The organism is Pseudomonas sp. NFACC02 (genome assembly GCF_900110765.1).
Taxonomy (GTDB): Bacteria; Pseudomonadota; Gammaproteobacteria; order Pseudomonadales; family Pseudomonadaceae; genus Aquipseudomonas.
The window spans coordinates 208,750-226,918 of the sequence record NZ_FOEO01000001.1 but is presented as its reverse complement, the minus strand read 5'-3'; the positions used below and the strand labels follow the sequence as shown (position 1 = coordinate 226,918).

At 60.1% G+C, this 18,169-nt stretch carries 13 protein-coding genes and 2 pseudogenes; 1 reads left to right on the top strand and 14 read right to left on the bottom strand.

Annotated elements, in window-relative coordinates:
* Positions 1-81: 81 nt before the first annotated feature.
* From BMY73_RS01180 to BMY73_RS01125, 13 genes and pseudogenes are all read right to left on the bottom strand, one after another.
* The gene (locus tag BMY73_RS01180) at positions 82-1,179 is read right to left on the bottom strand and encodes a tetratricopeptide repeat protein (RefSeq protein WP_092404420.1); all 1,098 of its coding nucleotides are present in this window, start codon (positions 1,177-1,179) and stop codon (positions 82-84) included.
* Positions 1,180-1,332: 153 nt separating this feature from the next.
* Positions 1,333-2,730, bottom strand: coding sequence for an efflux transporter outer membrane subunit (locus BMY73_RS01175; RefSeq protein WP_092404418.1), 1,398 nt, complete (start codon positions 2,728-2,730; stop codon positions 1,333-1,335).
* Positions 2,730-5,921 carry an efflux RND transporter permease subunit gene (locus BMY73_RS01170; protein ID WP_062381287.1) on the bottom strand — a complete coding sequence of 1,064 codons (3,192 nt, stop codon included), beginning with the start codon at positions 5,919-5,921 and terminating at the stop codon, positions 2,730-2,732. Before BMY73_RS01170 ends, BMY73_RS01175 begins: the two co-directional genes overlap by 1 nt.
* Before the next feature lie 12 nt (positions 5,922-5,933).
* On the bottom strand, positions 5,934-7,178 hold the full coding sequence (gene mexE, locus BMY73_RS01165; protein ID WP_092404416.1) for a multidrug efflux RND transporter periplasmic adaptor subunit MexE: 1,245 nt from the start codon (positions 7,176-7,178) through the stop codon (positions 5,934-5,936).
* Positions 7,179-7,505: 327 nt separating this feature from the next.
* A pseudogene (locus BMY73_RS28675) lies at positions 7,506-7,754 on the bottom strand (methyl-accepting chemotaxis protein); the annotation flags it as partial.
* Between the two features lie 36 nt (positions 7,755-7,790).
* Positions 7,791-8,450 (bottom strand): annotated as a pseudogene (locus BMY73_RS28670) (PAS domain-containing protein); the annotation flags it as partial.
* Between the two features lie 445 nt (positions 8,451-8,895).
* Positions 8,896-9,573, bottom strand: a complete 678-nt coding sequence (locus BMY73_RS01155; RefSeq protein ID WP_092404412.1) for an energy-coupling factor ABC transporter permease — start codon at positions 9,571-9,573, stop codon at positions 8,896-8,898.
* Between the two features lie 74 nt (positions 9,574-9,647).
* Entirely contained in the window at positions 9,648-10,082 is a 435-nt protein-coding gene (locus tag BMY73_RS01150; protein WP_092404410.1) for a nitrile hydratase accessory protein, read from the bottom strand.
* On the bottom strand, positions 10,079-10,732 hold the full coding sequence (gene nthB / locus BMY73_RS01145) for a nitrile hydratase subunit beta (protein WP_092404408.1): 654 nt from the start codon (positions 10,730-10,732) through the stop codon (positions 10,079-10,081). Before nthB ends, BMY73_RS01150 begins: the two co-directional genes overlap by 4 nt.
* Positions 10,733-10,751: 19 nt before the next feature.
* The gene (nthA, locus tag BMY73_RS01140) at positions 10,752-11,384 is read right to left on the bottom strand and encodes a nitrile hydratase subunit alpha (protein ID WP_092404406.1); all 633 of its coding nucleotides are present in this window, start codon (positions 11,382-11,384) and stop codon (positions 10,752-10,754) included.
* 76 nt (positions 11,385-11,460) lie between these two features.
* Positions 11,461-12,975 carry an amidase gene (locus BMY73_RS01135; protein ID WP_092404404.1) on the bottom strand — a complete coding sequence of 505 codons (1,515 nt, stop codon included), beginning with the start codon at positions 12,973-12,975 and terminating at the stop codon, positions 11,461-11,463.
* Positions 12,976-13,171: 196 nt separating this feature from the next.
* Entirely contained in the window at positions 13,172-14,038 is an 867-nt protein-coding gene (locus BMY73_RS01130; RefSeq protein WP_092404402.1) for a transporter, read from the bottom strand.
* Between the two features lie 87 nt (positions 14,039-14,125).
* Positions 14,126-15,181 (bottom strand): aliphatic aldoxime dehydratase, encoded by a 1,056-nt coding sequence (locus tag BMY73_RS01125; protein ID WP_092404400.1) that lies wholly within the window; start codon positions 15,179-15,181, stop codon positions 14,126-14,128.
* 575 nt (positions 15,182-15,756) lie between these two features.
* On the opposite strand from BMY73_RS01125, the gene BMY73_RS01120 reads away from it, so the two are divergent.
* The gene (locus BMY73_RS01120; protein WP_092404397.1) at positions 15,757-16,692 is read left to right on the top strand and encodes an AraC-like ligand-binding domain-containing protein; all 936 of its coding nucleotides are present in this window, start codon (positions 15,757-15,759) and stop codon (positions 16,690-16,692) included.
* On the opposite strand, the gene BMY73_RS01115 is transcribed toward BMY73_RS01120, so the two are convergent.
* The gene (locus BMY73_RS01115) at positions 16,631-18,148 is read right to left on the bottom strand and encodes an MFS transporter (RefSeq protein ID WP_256570766.1); all 1,518 of its coding nucleotides are present in this window, start codon (positions 18,146-18,148) and stop codon (positions 16,631-16,633) included. The genes BMY73_RS01120 and BMY73_RS01115 overlap by 62 nt on opposite strands.
* Between the last annotated feature and the right edge of the window lie 21 nt (positions 18,149-18,169).

The following is an 18,169-nucleotide window of genomic DNA, read 5'->3' as shown; positions in this document are numbered from 1 at the left end:
TAAAGCCTTGTAAGTAATTTCTCAAACTAGGCCAATACCGGCAACTATCGGATATGCACGCAGTGCCGCCAGTCTTGCGTTCTACAGGCCCTGTTGTAAGGCGGGGTCATCGGGGTTCAACTGCTCAAGCTCTGCCAGGAGTACCTGAACTTTCTGCAACTGACCGTTTTCCTGCCAGTAACGGATAAGCAGCGTCCGGGCGCGCCGATTGGCCGGTTGCCGTTGCAGAATGTCTTCAAGCTGCCGCTGTGCCGCCTCCAGTTGATGAAGGTCATGAAGGGCAACTGCCAGATCGTATCGGTAAACGGTGTTTTCGGGTTCCAGTTCCACCGCCTTGGCCATGGCCAGCAATGCATATTCATTTTGCTGATGCCGCAACAGCCATTTGCCGAGTGCATATTGCAGCCTGGCGGACTGCGGGTGCTTCTCGAGGAGCTCGGCCAGCTGTTGGCGCGAACGATCAGTCTGGCCTTGCTGGTCAAGCAGTTGAACTTGAGCCAGTGCTGCCTGAAGGTTGTGAGGTTCCAGTTTCAAGGCCAGGTCCAGCGCGTCGAACGCCTTTTGAATGGCGCCGGTATTCACGAACAGTTTCGCCAGCTCCACCTGGCTTTGACCGCTGGGTGGCTGAGAAGCCAGCGTGCTCCGGTACTGCTCGGCAGCGTCTTGAACACTACCGTAATACAACCCCAGGTCATCAGGTGTCAGGCCGAGCAGTGCGCGGACGGCGCAGAAACGTACCCCCTGATCGGGGTCGTCCAGTAACGGACCGATCAGGACACTGCGCTGAGCGTCGGGGACCATGGCAGACACGGTTTCTATGGCGGCTTGCTGGACAAGAGGGGCTGGGCGTTTGAGGTCGCCGTCGAGAATTTTCAGGGCCTGGGCGCTGGGGTAATTGACCAGTTCCGCGAGCAGACCGGCGCGGCGAATGTCCGACAGGTCGGTTCTGCTCAGTTGCTGATAAAGCACCCTCGCAGCACCCGGTTTACCGTTGTGGGCTTGTTCCAGGGCTTCGGCATAACTGTGATTGACCACCGGCGCAGGTGGCGGTGAGTGCCAGCCATGGACCAGCAGGCCCACGGCGATGAGTAGCGCCACTGCACCCAGTGCGATCACGGTCTGCCAGCGGCGGCGAGAGTTCAAGTGAGCCGGGGAGTGCGGCGAAGACGGGTTAGGCATACCGGTTTCCGTTTCTGCGTGAGCAGCAGCTTCGGGGAGAGAGGGGCGAGTGTCAAACGGCAATAACCCCCTGAAAACGAAAAAGCCCCGAACCTTGTGAGCCCGGGGCCATGAGGGGCGATGGGTGAGCCGCCCCTCTGACGTTTCAACGCGTCAGGCGTTTGGCTGCCAGCCGCCACCCAGCGCTTTGTAGATCGCGACAATGCCGCGATACAGGTCGATTTCGGCCTGCGCCTGGCTGTCCTCAGCTGCCAGACGTTCACGTTCGGCATCCAGCAGGACCAGGAAGTCAGCAGTACCCTCCTTGTATTGAATGCTCGCCAGATTCGCCGCCGAGCGACTTGCCTCGCTCTGACGCACCAGCGACACCAGACGTTGTTGACGCTTGTCGTAATCGCTGAAGGCGTTCTCGGTTTCCTCCAGCGCGAGCAATACCTGCTGTTCGTAGTTGGCCAGGGCGCCTTCTGCATCGGCGTTGGCACCACGGATCCGCGCCCTCACGCTGCCCAGGTCGAACGCCGCCCAGGTAATGCTCGGGCCAAGGCCCCAGGCTTGCGCCGCGCCGGATCCAAGCTGCGACCCACGGCTGGCTGTGAAACCCAGAAAGCCGCTGAGGCTGACGCGCGGAAACAGGTCGGCGGTCTGCACGCCAATGCGCGCCGTCTGAGCGGCCAGTTGCCGTTCGGCGCTGCGCACGTCAGGGCGGTTTTCCAGCAGTTTCGTCGGATCGCCGATCGGCAAGGCCTTGGAGATCGCAGGCAGCTTGGCGGGTGCCAGGCTGACGGTCATGGCGTCCGGACGCTCGCCCAGCAGGGTCGCGATACGGTTACGTTCGCGTACCTGTTCGGCCTGCAACTGAGGAATGGTCGCCTCGACAGCGGCTAGGCGCGCGTCGGCACGGACCACATCGATTTCGTTGCCGACCCCTTCGTCACGCAATTGCACGGTCACGTTGCGCGATTCCTGTTGGTTCTTCAGGTTGTCGCGGGCGATGTGTTCGCGAAGCTGCGCGCCACGCAGTTGCCCGTAGGCATCGACCAGTTCGGCGATCATCGTCACCTGCAACTGGTACAGGTTGGCCTCGGCCACTTGTTGATCGGCTTCGCTGGCCTCCAGTTCGCGCTGGATGCGACCGAACAGGTCGATTTCCCACGCCATGTCCAGGCCCAGGTCATAGCGTTCCTGATTGACCCGGTGTTCGGTTTCACCCGGCACCTGCGCGCGGCCGATCTGGCTGCTGGCACGGCTGGTGACCACCGGCATGGCATCGTTGCTGATGTCATCGCGGATGGCGCGTGCTGCTTTCAATCGGGCAAACGCCACACGCAATTCACGGTTGCCTTGCAAGGATTGTGCGACCAACTGGTTCAGGGTCGGGTCGTCGAACTGCTGCCACCAGATGGTTTCCGTCCGGGTGCGGTCATACGCGCCCTGTGCAGCGGCCTGAATGTTGGCCGCTACGGTGTCGGGCGTCTTGTAGTCAGGGCCGACGGCACAGGCCGCCAGCGCCAGGACCAGCAGGCTCGGCAGAAAGAGTTTTGCAGCCTTCATCAATGAGCCTCCGCAGGGTTGTTCTGGACGCGTTGAGCCTTGGCCGCCTTGCGGGCCTCTTTGCGTCCAACGTAGTTACGAATCAGCACATAGAACACAGGGGTCAGCAACAGACCGAAGAACGTCACCCCAAGCATCCCGGAGAACACCGCCACGCCCATGGCATGACGCATCTCGGCACCGGCACCGCTGGACAGAACCAGCGGCACCACGCCCATGATGAACGCGAAGGACGTCATCAGAATCGGACGCAAACGCAGGCGGCAGGCTTCGAGCACGGCCTCCAGCGGGGTCTTGCCTTTCTCTTGCTCATCCTTGGCAAACTCGACGATCAGAATCGCGTTCTTGCACGCCAGACCCACCAATACGATCAAGCCGATCTGGGTGAAGATGTTGTTGTCGCTGCCCGCGATGATCACACCGGCAATGGCCGACAGCAGGGTCATTGGTACGATCAGGATCACCGCCAGCGGCAGGCTCCAGCTTTCGTACAACGCTGCCAGTACCAGGAATGCCAAGAGTACGCAGAGCGGGAAGACCAGCAGTGCCGTATTGCCCGACAGGATCTGTTGATAGGTCAGGTCGGTCCACTCGTAAGTCATGCCGTTAGGCAGTTCTTCCTTGAGCAGCTTGTTCATCGCCGCCTCTGCCTGACCCGAGCTGTAGCCAGGGCCCGCAGCGCCGTTGATCTCGGCCGTGATGAACCCGTTGTAGTGCATTACGCGATCCGGGCCGGACGTGTTGGTGACGTGCAGCAGGGTCGCCAGCGGAATCATTTCGCCCAGGTTGTTACGCACTTTCAGCTGACCGATCTGTTCGGCGTCCTGGCGGAACTGCTGTTCTGCCTGAACGTTGACCTGATAGGTGCGACCGAAACGGTTGAAGTCGTTGGCATACAGCGAACCCAGGTACACCTGAAGGGTGTCGAAGATGTCGCTGATGGCCACGCCGTGAGTCTTGGCTTTTTCGCGGTCGATGGCGGCGTCCACTTGCGGCACGTTCACGGTGTAGCTGGTGAACAGCGCGGCGAGTTCCGGCACGTTGCGGCTCTTGGCGATGACGTTCATCGTCTCTTTATAGAGCTCGTCGTAACCCAGGTTGCCACGGTCTTCGATCTGCAGGCGGAAACCCCCGATCGTGCCCAGGCCCTGTACCGGCGGCGGCGGGAAGATCGCCATGTAGGCTTCCTGAATCGACGCATACTTACCGTTGAGCGCACCGGCGATGGCGCCGGCCGACTCACTGGCGTCCTTACGCTCGTCGAACGGTTTGAGCGTCACGAACACGATGCCGGAGTTCGGGCTGTTGGTGAAACCGTTGATCGACAGACCCGGGAAGGCCACGGCGCTTTCGACGCCCGGTTGCTTCAGGGCGATGTCGGACATGCGCTTGATCACGTCTTCGGTGCGGTCAAGGCTCGCGGCGTCCGGCAGTTGCGCGAAGGCCACCAGGTACTGTTTGTCCTGCTGCGGCACGAAACCGGTCGGCGTGCTGGAGAAGCCCAGCCAGGTCATGACGATCAGGCCCGCGTAGACCACCAGTGCCACGCCGCTGATGCGGATCACGCGCCCGACCGTGTTGACATAGCCGTTACTGGCTTTGACGAAGAAGCGGTTGAAAGGGCGGAACAACCAGCCACCCAACAGTTTGTCGAGGAAACGCGAGAAGCCGTCTTTCGGCGCGTCGTGGGAACGCAGTAGCACTGCCGCGAGGGCGGGCGACAGGGTCAGCGAGTTGAACGCCGAGATCACCGTCGAAATGGCAATGGTCAGTGCGAACTGTTTATAGAACTGCCCCGTCAGACCGGAGATGAACGCCGCCGGTACGAACACCGCGCACAGCACCAAGGCCGTCGCGATGATCGGGCCCGTCACTTCGCGCATGGCGATTTGCGTGGCTTCCATCGGTGGATGGCCAAGTTCGATGTTCCGCTCGACGTTTTCCACGACCACGATGGCGTCGTCCACGACGATACCGATCGCCAGTACCAGGCCAAACAGCGACAGGGCGTTGAGGGAGAAGCCGAACAGGTGCATGACAGCGAATGTACCGATCAGCGACACCGGCACGGCGGCCAGCGGGATGATCGAGGCGCGCCAGGTCTGCAGGAACAGGATCACCACCAGCACCACCAGAATCAGGGCTTCGAACAGCGTGTGAACCACCGCCTCGATCGAACCACGGACGAAGATGGTCGGGTCGTAGACGATGCTGTAGTCCATGCCTTCCGGGAAGCTCTTCTTGAGCAGTTCCATCTCGCCGCGCACTTCATTGGAAATGTCGATGGCGTTAGAGCCCGGACGCTGGAAGATCGGAATCGCGACCGCAGGCTGGTTATTCAACAGCGAGCGCAGTGCGTACTGGCTAGAACCCAACTCGATCCGTGCGATGTCTTTCAGGCGGGTGATTTCGCCGTTCTCGCCCGCGCGAACGATGATGTTTTCGAACTCTTCCTCGGACACCAGGCGGCCCTGGGTGTTGATCGACATCTGGAAGCTGGTGGCGCTCGGGGAGGGTGGTGCGCCCAATTGACCGGCTGCGACCTGACGGTTCTGCTCGCGGATGGCGTTGACCACGTCCGTGGCGGTGAGGTTGCGCGAAGCGGTTTTGTTCGGGTCAAGCCAGACACGCAACGAGTAGTCGCCCATGCCGAACAACTGCACGTCGCCGACACCGTTCAGGCGAGCGAGCTCGTCCTTGATGTTCAGCACTGCGTAGTTGGACAGGTACAGCATGTCGTAGCGTTTATCGGGTGATGTCAGGTGGACCACCATGGTCAGGTCAGGAGAGGCCTTGTCCACGGTGATACCGATTCGGGTCACTTCTTCAGGCAGCTTTGGCTCGGTCCGGGTCACACGGTTCTGCACCTGCACCTGCGCGGTGTCCAGATTGGTGCCCAGCGCGAAGGTGATGGTCAGGGTGAGCTTGCCGTCGGCGGTGGCCTGCGAGGACATGTAGAGCATGTTCTCGACACCGGTGATGGCCTGTTCCAGCGGCGCGGCCACGGTCTCACCGATGACTTTCGGGTTGGCGCCCGGGAAGTTGGCGCGCACGACCACGGTCGGCGGCACGACTTCCGGGTATTCGCTGATCGGCAGCTGGAACAGCGAGATGGCGCCCGCGATCAGGATCAGCAGCGACAGCACCGCCGCGAAGATCGGTCGCGTAATAAAGAATCTGGAAAAATTCATTGAATGAGTCCCTTAACCGCGTGGCGTAGCGGCAGCGGCAACCTTGGCGTCCAGTTTTGACTGGGCGTTGGGTTGATTGCTGGCTTCAAATGCTTGGCGTTGTTGTTGCAGTGCAGCGAGCGTCTCAGCACTGGCCATCGGGGTGTCCTGCGGATCGATCGGCGAACCGGGGCGTACGCGTTGCAGGCCGCTGACCACGATACGGTCGTCCTTGGCCAGACCACTGCGTACGATGCGCAGACCTTCAAGCTTCGGCCCAAGGTCGACGTTGCGATAGGTCGCCTTGTTGTCCTTGTCGACCACCAGCACGAATTTCTTGCCCAGGTCGGTGCCGACAGCTTCATCCTTGATCAGCATGGCCGAGTAGGTGCCGCTGCCGACCAGCTTGAGGCGGGCATACAGGCCCGGGGTGTATTCGCCCTTGCTGTTGTCGAACACCGCGCGCCCACGGATGGTGCCAGTCCGCGGATTGACCTGGTTGTCCACGAAGTTCATCTGGCCCAGGTGCGGATTCTCGACTTCGTTGGACAGGCCCATGTACACCGGAGTGGTTGCGCCACGTTTACCGTCGCGCGCCAGCTGGTTGTACTTGAGGAACACACGCTCGTCGGCATCGAAGTAGGCGTAGACCTTGTCGGTGGAGACGACGCTGGTGAGAATGCTTTGATCCGCGGTCACAATGTTGCCGGCGGTGATTTCCGCACGACTGACCCGACCGCTGATCGGCGCGGTCACGCGGGTAAAGCTCAGGTTGAGACGGGCGAGATCAAGCTGCGCCTGAGTCGCCGCGACCGCTGCTTTGGCTTCTTGCGCCGTGGTCGTCCGGGAATCGGCCAGCTCGGCCGAGATAGCGTTGTTGGTGCGCAGGCGTTCACCACGCTCGGCCTCGTTGTTGCTGCGAACCGAGGCGGCCTTGGCCTGTTGCAGTTGCGCTTCCAGACGATGCACTTCGGCTTCGAACGGACGCGGGTCGATCTGGAACAACAGATCGCCTTTCTTGACCAGCGCACCGTCGGTGAACGCCACCGAATCGATCTGACCGGAGACACGAGGGCGAACCTGTACGGTTTCCGGTGCCTCAAGGCGCGCAGTGACTTCGTCCCATTCGTTGACCGGTTGCTCAAGCACTTTGGCGACGTTGACTTTGGCCGCAGCCGGGGCTTGCGCTGCCGATTCCGGGCCTTTTCCGCAAGCGCTGAGTACCACCAGAGCCAACGCGGCGAGGGGATAGCGCAAAGGAGTAAGTGACTGAACCATGGGAAAATCCGCCGATGTTATTGAGATGGGCGGATTCTGTTCCCGAGGGTTTTATTGCACGAATCGAATACGACGAAGGTAACTATCAGTGGGAATGATATTGATCGCCGCGAGGGCTCTGGAATGGGGGTTCAGACAAGTCGGTCCGGATCTCGGAAGAACGTTTTGACCTGAGCCTGGAATGCTCTTCCTGCTTGACCCCGCGGGCCTGGATCCGGGTGACGGCGGTGCTCTTGAGGCGCCCTTGAGGCAACAGACGTCCACACCTGGCTTATTACCGCTATGAGTCGGCGAACAGCCATGCCCTGCTCGAGCTCAGTACCTCTGGATCATGTCGGCCGCCTGTTGGGTGGCTTGGCTGGTCCGGGTGGCCAGCTTGCGAACTTCGTCGGCCACGACCGCAAAACCCCTTCCCGCATCACCGGCTCTCGCCGCCTCTATTGCCGCGTTCAGCGCCAGTAGATTGGTCTGTTTGGCGATGCTCTGGATGGCGGCGACGATCTGCGTCAGTTGAGCGAGGTTTTCCTGCATCGCTTGATGCTGACGTTCCTGAGTCTGGCGCAACTGGCCTTCCTCGCGCAAGGCGTGCACGTCCGTGATCGCCCCCACGGTACGTAAGGGCGTGCCGTCGCTGCTTCGCTGGGTCTGACCTTTGCCTCTGAACCAGCGATACTCGTCGTTACGGTGCCTGAGGCGGTAGGTCACGTCGAAGGGTGTCTGGCCGGAGCGGTCGGCGACATGATCGACAAACGCCTGTACGGCACGCTGCTTGTCATCGGGATGCAGGCGAGACAACCAGCTTTCGAATACATTGGGAAACTCTTCGAGGGTTTCGTAGCCGAGCAGGCGACGCATCTGTGACGAGAACCAGATGACGTTGTGCGGGTTGGCTGGATCGCCTGCGAGGATATTGATGTCCCAAAGTGCGTCCTGAATGCATTCACGGGAAATATCGAAGCGGACTGACAGCATCGCGAACTCCTGGTCTTGCAGGCGCCTGGAGTGGATGTCACGCACAATACCGACGCTGATCTGTGGCGTGCCCCGTTTGTCCCGGAGCGTTTCGCCGGCGATCTGGACCCAGCGGTAATCTCCCGAGTGGTCCGCGAGGCGCACCTCCACCTGATAGGGAGCATGCCCGTTATGATCGGCGAGGTGATGAGCCAGGGCATTCAGGTGGGTCTGGCGGTCATCAGGATGAAGGCGGTCGTTCCAGAGGCCGAAGTAGAGGGGGAGGTCCGTTTGGGTCGGCAGGTTGCCGAACCATTGCATTGCTGCGTTCGGGGCCGGCTGCAGGCTGCCATTGAGCTGCAATGTCCAGAGCAAATCCCCCGACGCGCAAGCCGCCAGTTGCCAAAGTTGCTCTTGATCGTGCAACCGGGTTTCGCATTCACCCATCTGACGATTGAGGCGTTGTCGCTCTGCATTAAGGTCGTCAACGCTGTCCCGGAGTGCCTTGCGATCGGCGAGCAGGCGGTCGATGCCGTCGAGTACTCGACGCAGTAACGAATCTTTCGCCGCTATCGACACCCTTTCGCCATCGGGTTGTTCCAGCCTGTCACCAAGCAGCTTCAATTCCTTGCGGGTGTTATTTCTGAAAAACATCAAATACCTCTGGTTCTGCTCACGAGGTGTGGGCCGGGCTTGCTCTCGGTGCCCCCGGGCATGACGGCCTTCGAATGCCCGGGGAGTCCGGTCTGGACGGGATGAGGCCGACTCAGGCGGCTTGGTACAGACGGCGCTCGAGCAGTGTGCTACCCCGCAGGCGGTGGGTGGCCTTGGCACCGGCCAGAACGGCCAGGTCCAGCAGCGGTTCGAGGGTGACGACTGTCATGTAGGCGCTGCCGAAGGTCAGAATCGACAGGGTGTTTTCCGCCGTGAAACCTCGACCGTAAAAGGCCCAGAAAGCCACCCAGGCGACAATCCCCGCCTGGAAAGCGGTCGACAGTCCCAAAGCCTGTCTGTAGCTCAGTTCCACATACGGCGTGTCCGGCGCGATGATGCGTTTCGCCAGGACAGCGACTGCAAATAGCGGTACCAGCAGGGTGGTGACGTTCATACCGTATTGCGGCAGGTCGAAGGGAGCGAAGAACAGGCCCTGAATCAGCAGTCCCAAGGCGAGCCCCGCCGCCGCGGGCGCGGCGCCAAGCAGCAAAAATAACGTTGACCCCAGGATCAGATGCACCTCGGAAACACCGACCGGGTAGTGCGGCAGTAACTCGAAGAAGCTGAAGACCAGGGCCGTGGCCGTGACAGTGCGAGCCAGTAGCGAAAAGACACCACGCTCACCGATGGTTTGCTTGGCGAGTTTGAGGGTATAGGCGCCGGCACCTGCGGCGGTGACATAGCTCAGCCACAGTTTTCCAGCTTCTACCAGATCAGGTTCGATATGCATGATGATTGCCCCTTGGCCGCTTCGCGACCTCGAAAGTGAAAAACGCGAAAGTAAAAAACAGGATGACGCCGGTCTCAGTGGGCAGCCCGGCTGATCGCTACCGGCTCGCGCCGTGGCAGGTGCTCGTGTTCATGGGCCGGCGGACAACTCGCATTAAGCAGCGTGACCGGTTGTCCATGGGGAGTGTTCAAGTAAGCTTGCTGCCATTGCTCGGTGCGCCGGGTGATGTCTTCGATACCGGTTAAACCGAGTGTGGTCACCATGCTTTCCATGGCAGCAAGCCACTGCCGGTAGTAAGCGTCTTTGACGCTTTCTCCGGGTTGCGCCGGGCTAGCCTTGATCTCGTCGCTGAATGTCTGCACCCATTCGTTCCAGGGAAAAAGACCGGTCTGGTGCAGGTGTACCAGCAGGGAAAAAGCCTGGGCCTGCCAGGGTTTGTCGAACACCGGACCTTCTTTGTCGAGAGACAGGCCGGCCATGGCCGGGATGTGAGGCGTGCTGGCGTTCATACGGCCTCCAGATAGTTGTCCCACAGATCGATGCAAACACTGTCCGGTCGCGCCACTCCCCACAGTTCTGTTGCACTGAAGCGAACGGCATAGACCTGTTGTGGTTGTTCGCCCAGACCGTGGGCCATCGTGTCTGGGGTGGCAAACGCGCCGTGTGCCATCTCGATGGTCCCGACCTTGCCCCGCGCGTACCGCGGCAGTCGGGTGTGGGTGGCTGGGTTGAAGTGCTTCGTCCGCACCCGGTCACCGACCCGGAAGCGGCCGCCGACCGGTTCCTTTGCCCTGGATGAGGCGCCTCCAAGCACCACCGCCTCGACGATGTCCGGTGTGAGCACGGCAGGGGGGTGCGCCGGTGAGCTCGGTTTGACCTTGCCCTGCAGTTCCTCAGCGCTGATCACGCCTTTTTCCAGCAACAGACTCTCGAAGGCATGCAGCCAGTGTTCGTAGTAACTCGACTGCAAGTATTCAGCCGGTTCCATGCGTTCGATGGCGTGGCGGAATTCGTCGACATTGAAGTATCCGCCGACGAAGAGCGAGGCGAACAGCGGAAAGATCTTGCGCTCCCAGTCATAATGGAAGACCGGTTCATTTTCGTCGGGGAGCACCGGTCCGAAACCGTGCATACCGCCTAAGTCGTGTATACCGTTCATGGTTTTCTCCTTCTCGGGGTCAGGCTTGGTCAGCCGGCGTCTTGGGCAGGCCAGTACCGATCATGGCGTCACGCGTCACTAGTTCGACCAGGCGTTCTTCGCTCCAGCCCTCAGTGCCCTCTGGACGCTGTGGCAATACCAGGTAGCGCAACTCGGCACTGCTGTCCCAGACCCGGACTTCTTTATCACTGGGAATCAGCAAACCGAATTCGGCCAACACGCCGCGCGGGTCGATGACGATCCTTGAACGATAGGGCGCGGATTTGTACCAGATGGGAGGCAAGCCCAGGGTCGGCCAGGGGTAGCAGGAGCACAGCGTGCAGACCGTCACGTTGTGCACGGTCGCGGTGTTCTCCACCACCACCATGTCTTCGCCCTGCACGCCGGAAAAACCCAGTTCGGCAATGGCCGCAGTGGCATCCGCCAGCAGCCGATGTTTGTAGTCGGGATCGAACCAGGCTTTGGCGACCACCTGAGCGCCGTTGCGCGGGCCCACCTTGTGCTGGTAAGTGTCCACCAGCACATCCATGGCCGTCGGGTCGACCAGCCCCTTTTCTACCAGCAGGGATTCGAGCGCCTTGACGCGCAGGGCGATGGCCTCGGGGGGCTCGGTGTGATCGTGATCGTGATGATGTTCGTGCGTATGGCTCATGTATTGACCCCTCTGGATTGAATACTCACTTTCAGTGCGACGTGCCGGTGTTTGTTTGCTCATGCGCCGCGCAGGTTTACAACGTCCGCCAATCGACAGAAGCCTCGAATGCCGCTGCGACCTGGTAGAGGGTGCCTTCGGCATAATGTTTGCCGACGAGCATCAGCCCCACGGGCAGTCCGTCCACCAGGCCGCAAGGGATCGACATGGCGGGGTGCCCGGTAACGTCCTGAGCGGCCGTATTGCCCAGCATCTCCAACGCACGCGTGACGGTTTCGGTGATTGAAGAGCCTGGTTCAGGGAGCGGCTGAGCGGTGGTCGGCACCGTCGGCATGACGAGCAGGTCGTAGGTGTTCAGCGCCTTGTCGTAGGCAGCGCGGGCAAAGCGCGCAATGTTCTGGGCCTTGGCGTAGTAGCGACCGTTGTAGCGCTGCAGACCGTACTCACCCACGAACATGCAGAGCTTGAGTGACGGCGACAGTGCGTTTGCCTGGTCGCGCCAACCGGCCTGTTTGTCCAGCAGACCCACGTCGTAAAGCCCTTTCCAGTTAAAACCCGCACCGTTGCCGTGCATCATTTGCATGGTTAGGCCTTCACAGCCGATAGGACCCCACAACGCCCCCGCCAAGGTGTGTTCGGGAATCGAAACGTGCTCGACCACCGCGCCCAACGCTTCGAGCCGGGCGATAGCGCTGCGCACCTTTTCTGCGATACGTGGATCCTGGTTAGTGAGTTGAAAGCCTTCCTGGAGAATGCCGATTCGGAGCCCGCTCACGCCTCGATCCAGATAGTCGCAATACGCATCGACCTGCGGAGCGGCCTGGCGAGGGTCGAGTCCGTCCGCTCCGGCCATCACTTCAAGCATGAGAGCGTTATCGCGGACATTGCTCGTCAGGGGGCCGACATGGTCGAAGGTGGATTCGATCGCCATGACCCCGGTATAGGGCACCAGACCGAAGGTGGGCTTCATCCCGTAAATGCCGCACCATCCCGCCGGAATGCGGATGGAGCCGCCCTGGTCGCCACCGACAGCCAGATCGACTTCGCCTGAGGCTACCAGCGCCGCGCTCCCGGAAGACGAGCCGCCGGTCGTGAAACCATGGCGAAAAGGGTTGTGCACGGGGGCTGGGTCTGAGGTGTGGCTACCGCCGGAGAGGCAGTAATGTTCACAGGTGGCTTTGCCGAGAATGGTTGCGCCAGCGTCGAGTAGACGCGTCACCACGGTGGCATCGAACGACGGTACGAAACCCTCCAGTGGCGCGGCACCGTTCATCATCGGGATACCGGCCAGAGAGATATTGTCTTTGAGCGCGACTCTCTTGCCAGCAAGCTTGCCCGAACGGGCGCCCATCACCTCGGTTCTGTAGTACCAGGCATTGAGCGGATTATCCGCGCTTGAGGGGCGGTAACCGGCACTGCGCTCGTAGCGCACCGGGGGGGTGAAGTCTGGCAACTCATCGACGAGATCGTAGGCATCAAAACTGGATTGCATAAGCGCCAGGTATTCGCTGGCTTGCTCGGGGGTCAACTGTATGTGCAGGCGGCTGGCGAGATCCTGCACTTGTTCGAGCGTTGGGCGGATGATGGCCATGGGGTGTCCTGTGTGCTGTGCCAACCTGCGGGGTTGGCAATGTCTGTTCAAACGTCGTCTCAGGGATGTCCAGGCACGATGCTCACCATTGGCGACATCGCGGCCGGGCTGATATCAAGCTATCTGCGCACGTTGAGCGGTGCTTGGTTGAGGAGGACATTCGCTTGGTTGATAAGGACATCGGGTGGTAGGGGGCCTAGAAAACCCTGACGTAGCGCAGGTTCATGCGAAAGTCCTCTTTGGGACCATTCTCCACCGTAAGGTCGCGCCCCAGTTGCACCTGGAATTGGTCCTTGGCGGTGAAGAACTTTTTGGCCGTGACGCGCACATTTGTGGTTTCCATCCTGTCGTCCTGGTTCACCCCATCGATCTGGTTTTCCCCACCCCAGTTGTGTCCAAAGCCGAGGGCCAGTTCACTGGTTTCATCGGGCATGTAGCGCCCGATCAACTGGGCACCATAGGAAACGTCCTGTTCGCGCCGAGCGGAGCTGGCGCCGAAGTCGTTGTTGTCCCCGTACCAGATGGCGTCACCGACGACGTCCATGGCCCATTTCTCTGTGAAGTGCTTGATGTAAGCGGACTGGAGATCGAACTTCCAACGGTTCTCGCCCAGGTTGAGCGCATGGTTTTTGTCATGGTTGCCGGTTGGCACGTACAGGTAAGCGGTCGCACCTACGGTGTCGTTGGCATCGTTGAGACGGTATTTGAGCGGCGCTGTCAGTATGAGGTCGCCGATGCCGCCTGCATCGCCCAGACCCGACGCGTCACCCCGTCCGGAAACATGACCGAAGGGCAGCAGGAATTGCGGAGAAATGGTCAGTCGTTCGCTCAACTCGTAGACGTGCAGCAGACGCAGAATGCCGACGTCGGACGTCAGGTTGAAATCGGAATCGGTCTTGTGCCCGTTGGAATAAGCGTTGTCCGTGGTGGCGTGCTGGTAGTAGATCAGGCCGACGGTCGATCCCGCGGGGAGCACCTCGTAGTCGCCAGGATCCACCTCGATCGCGTGGGAGGAGAGGCTGGGGAGAAGGGCTGCAAGCGGTAGATAGCGAAACTGTTTCATGATCGAAGATCCTTTTTTCGGGCAAAAAGAGCCCCGCTATCGCCAGTCAGGCAACGCGCAGGGCTAAAAGTGGAGTCAGCGATGCAATCAGGCGGGCGACATGTGTGCGTCGCGCATCATCCCGGTCTGGGGGTGGCAGTTGATGTATTCGAACAGTTGCTGGCTACCATCGGCCACCGAGACCTCGTGATACAGCCGCAGCTTCGAAAGCCCTCCGATCACGCGGAAGAATGTGGTGAAAATGCGCAGGTGAGTGGGGTGGGATTCCGCCCAGCGCTCCAGCTTGTCGAGCGATCGCCAGTGACCGATGTCGTAGGCGATGTCGAGGAGATTGCCATCAAGATCGATATTGCGTACGAAGCGGTTGCTGTAGCAGCCCAGTGCCTGACCCTCGTCGCGAAGGAAATTCATGCCGTCTTGCAGGGGCGGCAGCATCTCGTTGAAATAGAGCGCGCGTTCTTGCTCCCCGGCTTCGGCCCAGTCTTGTCCGGAGCGGATGAGCGTCAGGTTATCGTGGCCACGTACGACGACCCTGCCGCCTTTGGCGGGATCGCCTGAAATGACTTGCAGTTCGCTTGTCGGCTGCATCCAGTCGGTCTGTGAGATGGCGAAGCGATCGCGCGCCGAGCCCCAGTAGCCATGCTCTTCAATCTCGCCGCTGATGCCGTCCATTACCGCCCCGACACCCGGCAAATCGTCCTTGAATGCATACAGCGTCTCGAACTGGTCAGCGCGCGGCGCGATGACTTCGCGAAAATACCCCAACCCTTCGCTCAGGCGCGCCTCGTCGTCCCACCAATCGGCCACAGGCGCTGAACGTAACCATCGCTGATAGGCGGCAGGGTCACGCCAGTAGCCCACGGCGATGAAGTTTCCATACCCTTGATTGTCGAGGTGGTAGGTCAAGTCGTTATGCCCGGGGCCGTCGGCGAGCGCAAAGCTGGCGTTAATGTCGCGTAAGGCTTGAAGAGCGGCGGTGCGTTGTTCTTCGCGAAATTGCACCCCGAGGTAAGCCATCACAACCTGTTTCACGCTTTCGTCAGCCCGCCCCACAAACATCGGAAAGGGTGGCTGGTAATCGTCGTGAACACGACGCGACAAAGTCCGGGGACATTTAAGATGCTTATCGATTGCAGATTCCATCGGCGCTCCTTTATTTCCATCTCAAACGGACGGCACGCATGTTCCACATGCCTGTGGATGTTTTTGGTTTGCAGGTGGGACCCCGTCATTGGCGTTGCAGCGCCAGGGTCCCGAGTTACACCAGATCAGTGGCGAACTCTTCGGGTGCCATGTCCCATCGCTGTCATTACGAGGACGAATCGGACAGTCGCCGCTGTTCTCGTCGTTGCATGAGACTCCTCGTCATTCGCGTCGGGAGGGACACGGCATGGGGTGAAAATTATCGAGGCAGGATGGAATGCGCTTGGCTTGAATGGACAACCGCTTGGTTAAGAAGGACAGGTTTAAATGGCCGGCTTATCAATGTGCGGCAATGGTGCGGACCCTGTGAAACAAGGGAAAAGATGCCCCGGTAAGTTGCATGGGAAGTGCTTGTAACGAGCGGTCTACATACACTTCAGTCAAATGCGCAGAGGGCAATATGGCGGCGCCTCTAGTTGTCGGGGGTGACACTATGCGTATGGCCTGATAATTGCTGAGTTGGGCAAAAACATTACCGCGCTTTTTTGTTGAACCGCCGCTGCGAGATGAATGCAATGAGCCAGACATGTCAGTATTCAACCCTTGCCGTCACTGCACCCCATCGGTTCGATTATTGGAAGGAAGTGGTCTGCCACCACTGCCTCGACGCCGACAGCAAACTGCTGGCGCAGAGCGATTTTGACGGGGTGCTGGAGGTGCATGGAATGGGTGCATTGGACATCTGCACGTTGTCCGCCCCTTTGCACTATTGGGAGCGGTCCGCCCAGCACCTGCGCAGTGATCCGAATGATGATTTGTGGTTGGGCTTTACCCGCAGCGGTTATGGCGAACTGGAGCAGGCTGACCGGCGGACGAAGCTGAAGGCGGACGATCTGTTCCTTTATGATGCATCCCAACCGTTCAGATTCAGCTTCGGTGGCACCGATAATCACCTTGTACGCATTCCACGACACCTGCTTATCCAGCGGCTGCCCGGCATAGCGGATTGCACCGCTATGGTTCTGGATGATCGCCGACCAGGGGTGACTCCGTTACGCGAGATGTTACGCCAGGCCGCGAGCATGTCTTCAGGCTTCCATAATCCAGGCCTGTCCAGTCGTTACTCCAGTACGCTGCTCGACCTTCTGGTGGTCAGCCTGGAACTCCAGGATCTGAAGCAGACGCATGACGAGTTGGACCTGTATGGCCGGATCATGAATTACATTCGCCAGCATTTGACCGAGGCCGACCTGTCACTGGAGCGCATCGCTCAGGCTCACCATGTCTCCACGCGCACTGTGACGCGCGCTTTCGCCCGTCATCAGAAATCGCCAGCGGCAGAAATCTGGAAGGCTCGCTTGCTCGCCAGCCGCGACGCGATCGAGCGGGGTCAGGTGCGCAGTATTTCCCAGGCGGCGCTGGATTTCGGGTTCTCCGACTTCTCTCATTTCAGCCATGCCTTTCGCAAGGCGTTTGGCATCGCGCCTCAGACGCTGCTGCGGCGAGAGTGACAGGAGCGGAGTTTATCGCTTCTGCAACCAGGCCGATGTTCAATCCGTCATCACGCTCGCTGTGGACGTCGGGCGGGATCTGCTGCTGCCCGTGCGCATGTTGCGTTGACACAGCAACAGCTTCACCGGCCAGATCATCGGCATCTGCCTGTTCCGCTGTAGAGAGCTCTGAGGCGGTGTGCCCGATACGCTTGAGCAATAGCAGCATGCACACCAGCGACACCAGGGCATAACACGCCGAAGCGATGGCCACGCCAATGATGCTTCCCGTCGAATTCAGCAGCCCTTGTGCCAGCACCGGTGTCGCGCCGCCTACCAGCAGGGAGCAAAGTTGATAGGCAATCGATAACCCGCTATAGCGTACCTTGGTGGGAAAGGCACGGGCCAGAATGCCACCGACCGCGCCGTAGAACATCGAGTGAGGAATGGTCGCCAGGCACATGCCCACTACGGCAATCCAATAGACCTTGGTTTCCACCGCAAAGAACATCGCCGGCATCAGGATCAGTTCCGGGATCACCATGAAGGCGAAGGCTCTGCGCATATCGATCCTTGACACCAGGATGGCGCCAAAGGGCTGGGCGATGAACTGGACGATCAGGGAAACAATGATGACACTCAGAAAGGTGCTTTGTGCATAGCCCAGTTCCTTGGTGGCCCAGGACAGCGCGAAGGTGCTTTTAAAGTAAGTCACATGGATGATCGGCAGAACGCCGGCGCCCAGCAAGACGATCTGCCAATGATCGCGCAGCACCTCCAGGATCGGCAGCTTGACCGTCTTCTTTTGCGCCATCAGACGCTTCATGTCGTCCGATTCTTCAAGCTTGAGGCGGATGACCATCCCTACGATCACCAGCGCCGCGGACAACAGAAACGGAATGCGCCAGCCCCACAGCATGAAGTCAGTCACCGGCAGGGCGCTCAAGCCAAAGAACACCACCGTCGCCAGCAGGTTGCCGGCCGGTGAGCCTTGCTGGGCGAATGCGGCGTAAAGAATGCCTTTGCCTTTGGGCGCATTTTCGCTGGCGATCAGAATCGCACCGCCCCATTCGCCACCGACTGCGACGCCCTGGATAACCCGCAATACCACCAGCGCAATCGGCGCCCAGATGCCGATTTGCAGGTAGGTGGGCAGCAAACCGATGCACGTGGTGGCAACCCCCATCATCACGAGGGTGATGACCAAGGTGGTCTTGCGGCCGATTTTGTCACCCAGGTGCCCAAAGATGATGCCGCCGACGGGGCGAGCGATGAAGCCTGCCCACAAGGTGAGAAATGACAGCAGTGTGGCAGTCCCCGGGTCGAGGTCCGCGGGGAAGAATATCTTGCCGAAGACCAGCGCGGCCGCAATGCCATAGGCATAAAAGTCATACCACTCGATTGTCGTTCCGATGAACGAGGCAATGCCGGCTTTGCGGGCCCTCTTGTGAGCGGCAATATCCTGGCGGGTAGTCATGGTGGGTTCCTGTTGTTTTTA

What these genes read in the sequence shown, in the direction of transcription:
- BMY73_RS01125 (WP_092404400.1), bottom strand. Translation starts at nt 15,181, where the DNA reads ATGGAATCTGCAATCGATAAGCATCTTAAATGTCCCCGGACTTTGTCG.
- BMY73_RS01115 (WP_256570766.1), bottom strand. Translation starts at nt 18,148, where the DNA reads ATGACTACCCGCCAGGATATTGCCGCTCACAAGAGGGCCCGCAAAGCC.
- BMY73_RS01180 (WP_092404420.1), bottom strand. Translation starts at nt 1,179, where the DNA reads ATGCCTAACCCGTCTTCGCCGCACTCCCCGGCTCACTTGAACTCTCGC.
- BMY73_RS01120 (WP_092404397.1), top strand. Translation starts at nt 15,757, where the DNA reads ATGAGCCAGACATGTCAGTATTCAACCCTTGCCGTCACTGCACCCCAT.
- BMY73_RS01155 (WP_092404412.1), bottom strand. Translation starts at nt 9,573, where the DNA reads ATGCATATCGAACCTGATCTGGTAGAAGCTGGAAAACTGTGGCTGAGC.
- BMY73_RS01175 (WP_092404418.1), bottom strand. Translation starts at nt 2,730, where the DNA reads ATGAAGGCTGCAAAACTCTTTCTGCCGAGCCTGCTGGTCCTGGCGCTG.
- BMY73_RS01150 (WP_092404410.1), bottom strand. Translation starts at nt 10,082, where the DNA reads ATGAACGCCAGCACGCCTCACATCCCGGCCATGGCCGGCCTGTCTCTC.
- nthA (WP_092404406.1), bottom strand. Translation starts at nt 11,384, where the DNA reads ATGAGCCATACGCACGAACATCATCACGATCACGATCACACCGAGCCC.
- nthB (WP_092404408.1), bottom strand. Translation starts at nt 10,732, where the DNA reads ATGAACGGTATACACGACTTAGGCGGTATGCACGGTTTCGGACCGGTG.
- BMY73_RS01135 (WP_092404404.1), bottom strand. Translation starts at nt 12,975, where the DNA reads ATGGCCATCATCCGCCCAACGCTCGAACAAGTGCAGGATCTCGCCAGC.
- BMY73_RS01170 (WP_062381287.1), bottom strand. Translation starts at nt 5,921, where the DNA reads ATGAATTTTTCCAGATTCTTTATTACGCGACCGATCTTCGCGGCGGTG.
- mexE (WP_092404416.1), bottom strand. Translation starts at nt 7,178, where the DNA reads ATGGTTCAGTCACTTACTCCTTTGCGCTATCCCCTCGCCGCGTTGGCT.
- BMY73_RS01130 (WP_092404402.1), bottom strand. Translation starts at nt 14,038, where the DNA reads ATGAAACAGTTTCGCTATCTACCGCTTGCAGCCCTTCTCCCCAGCCTC.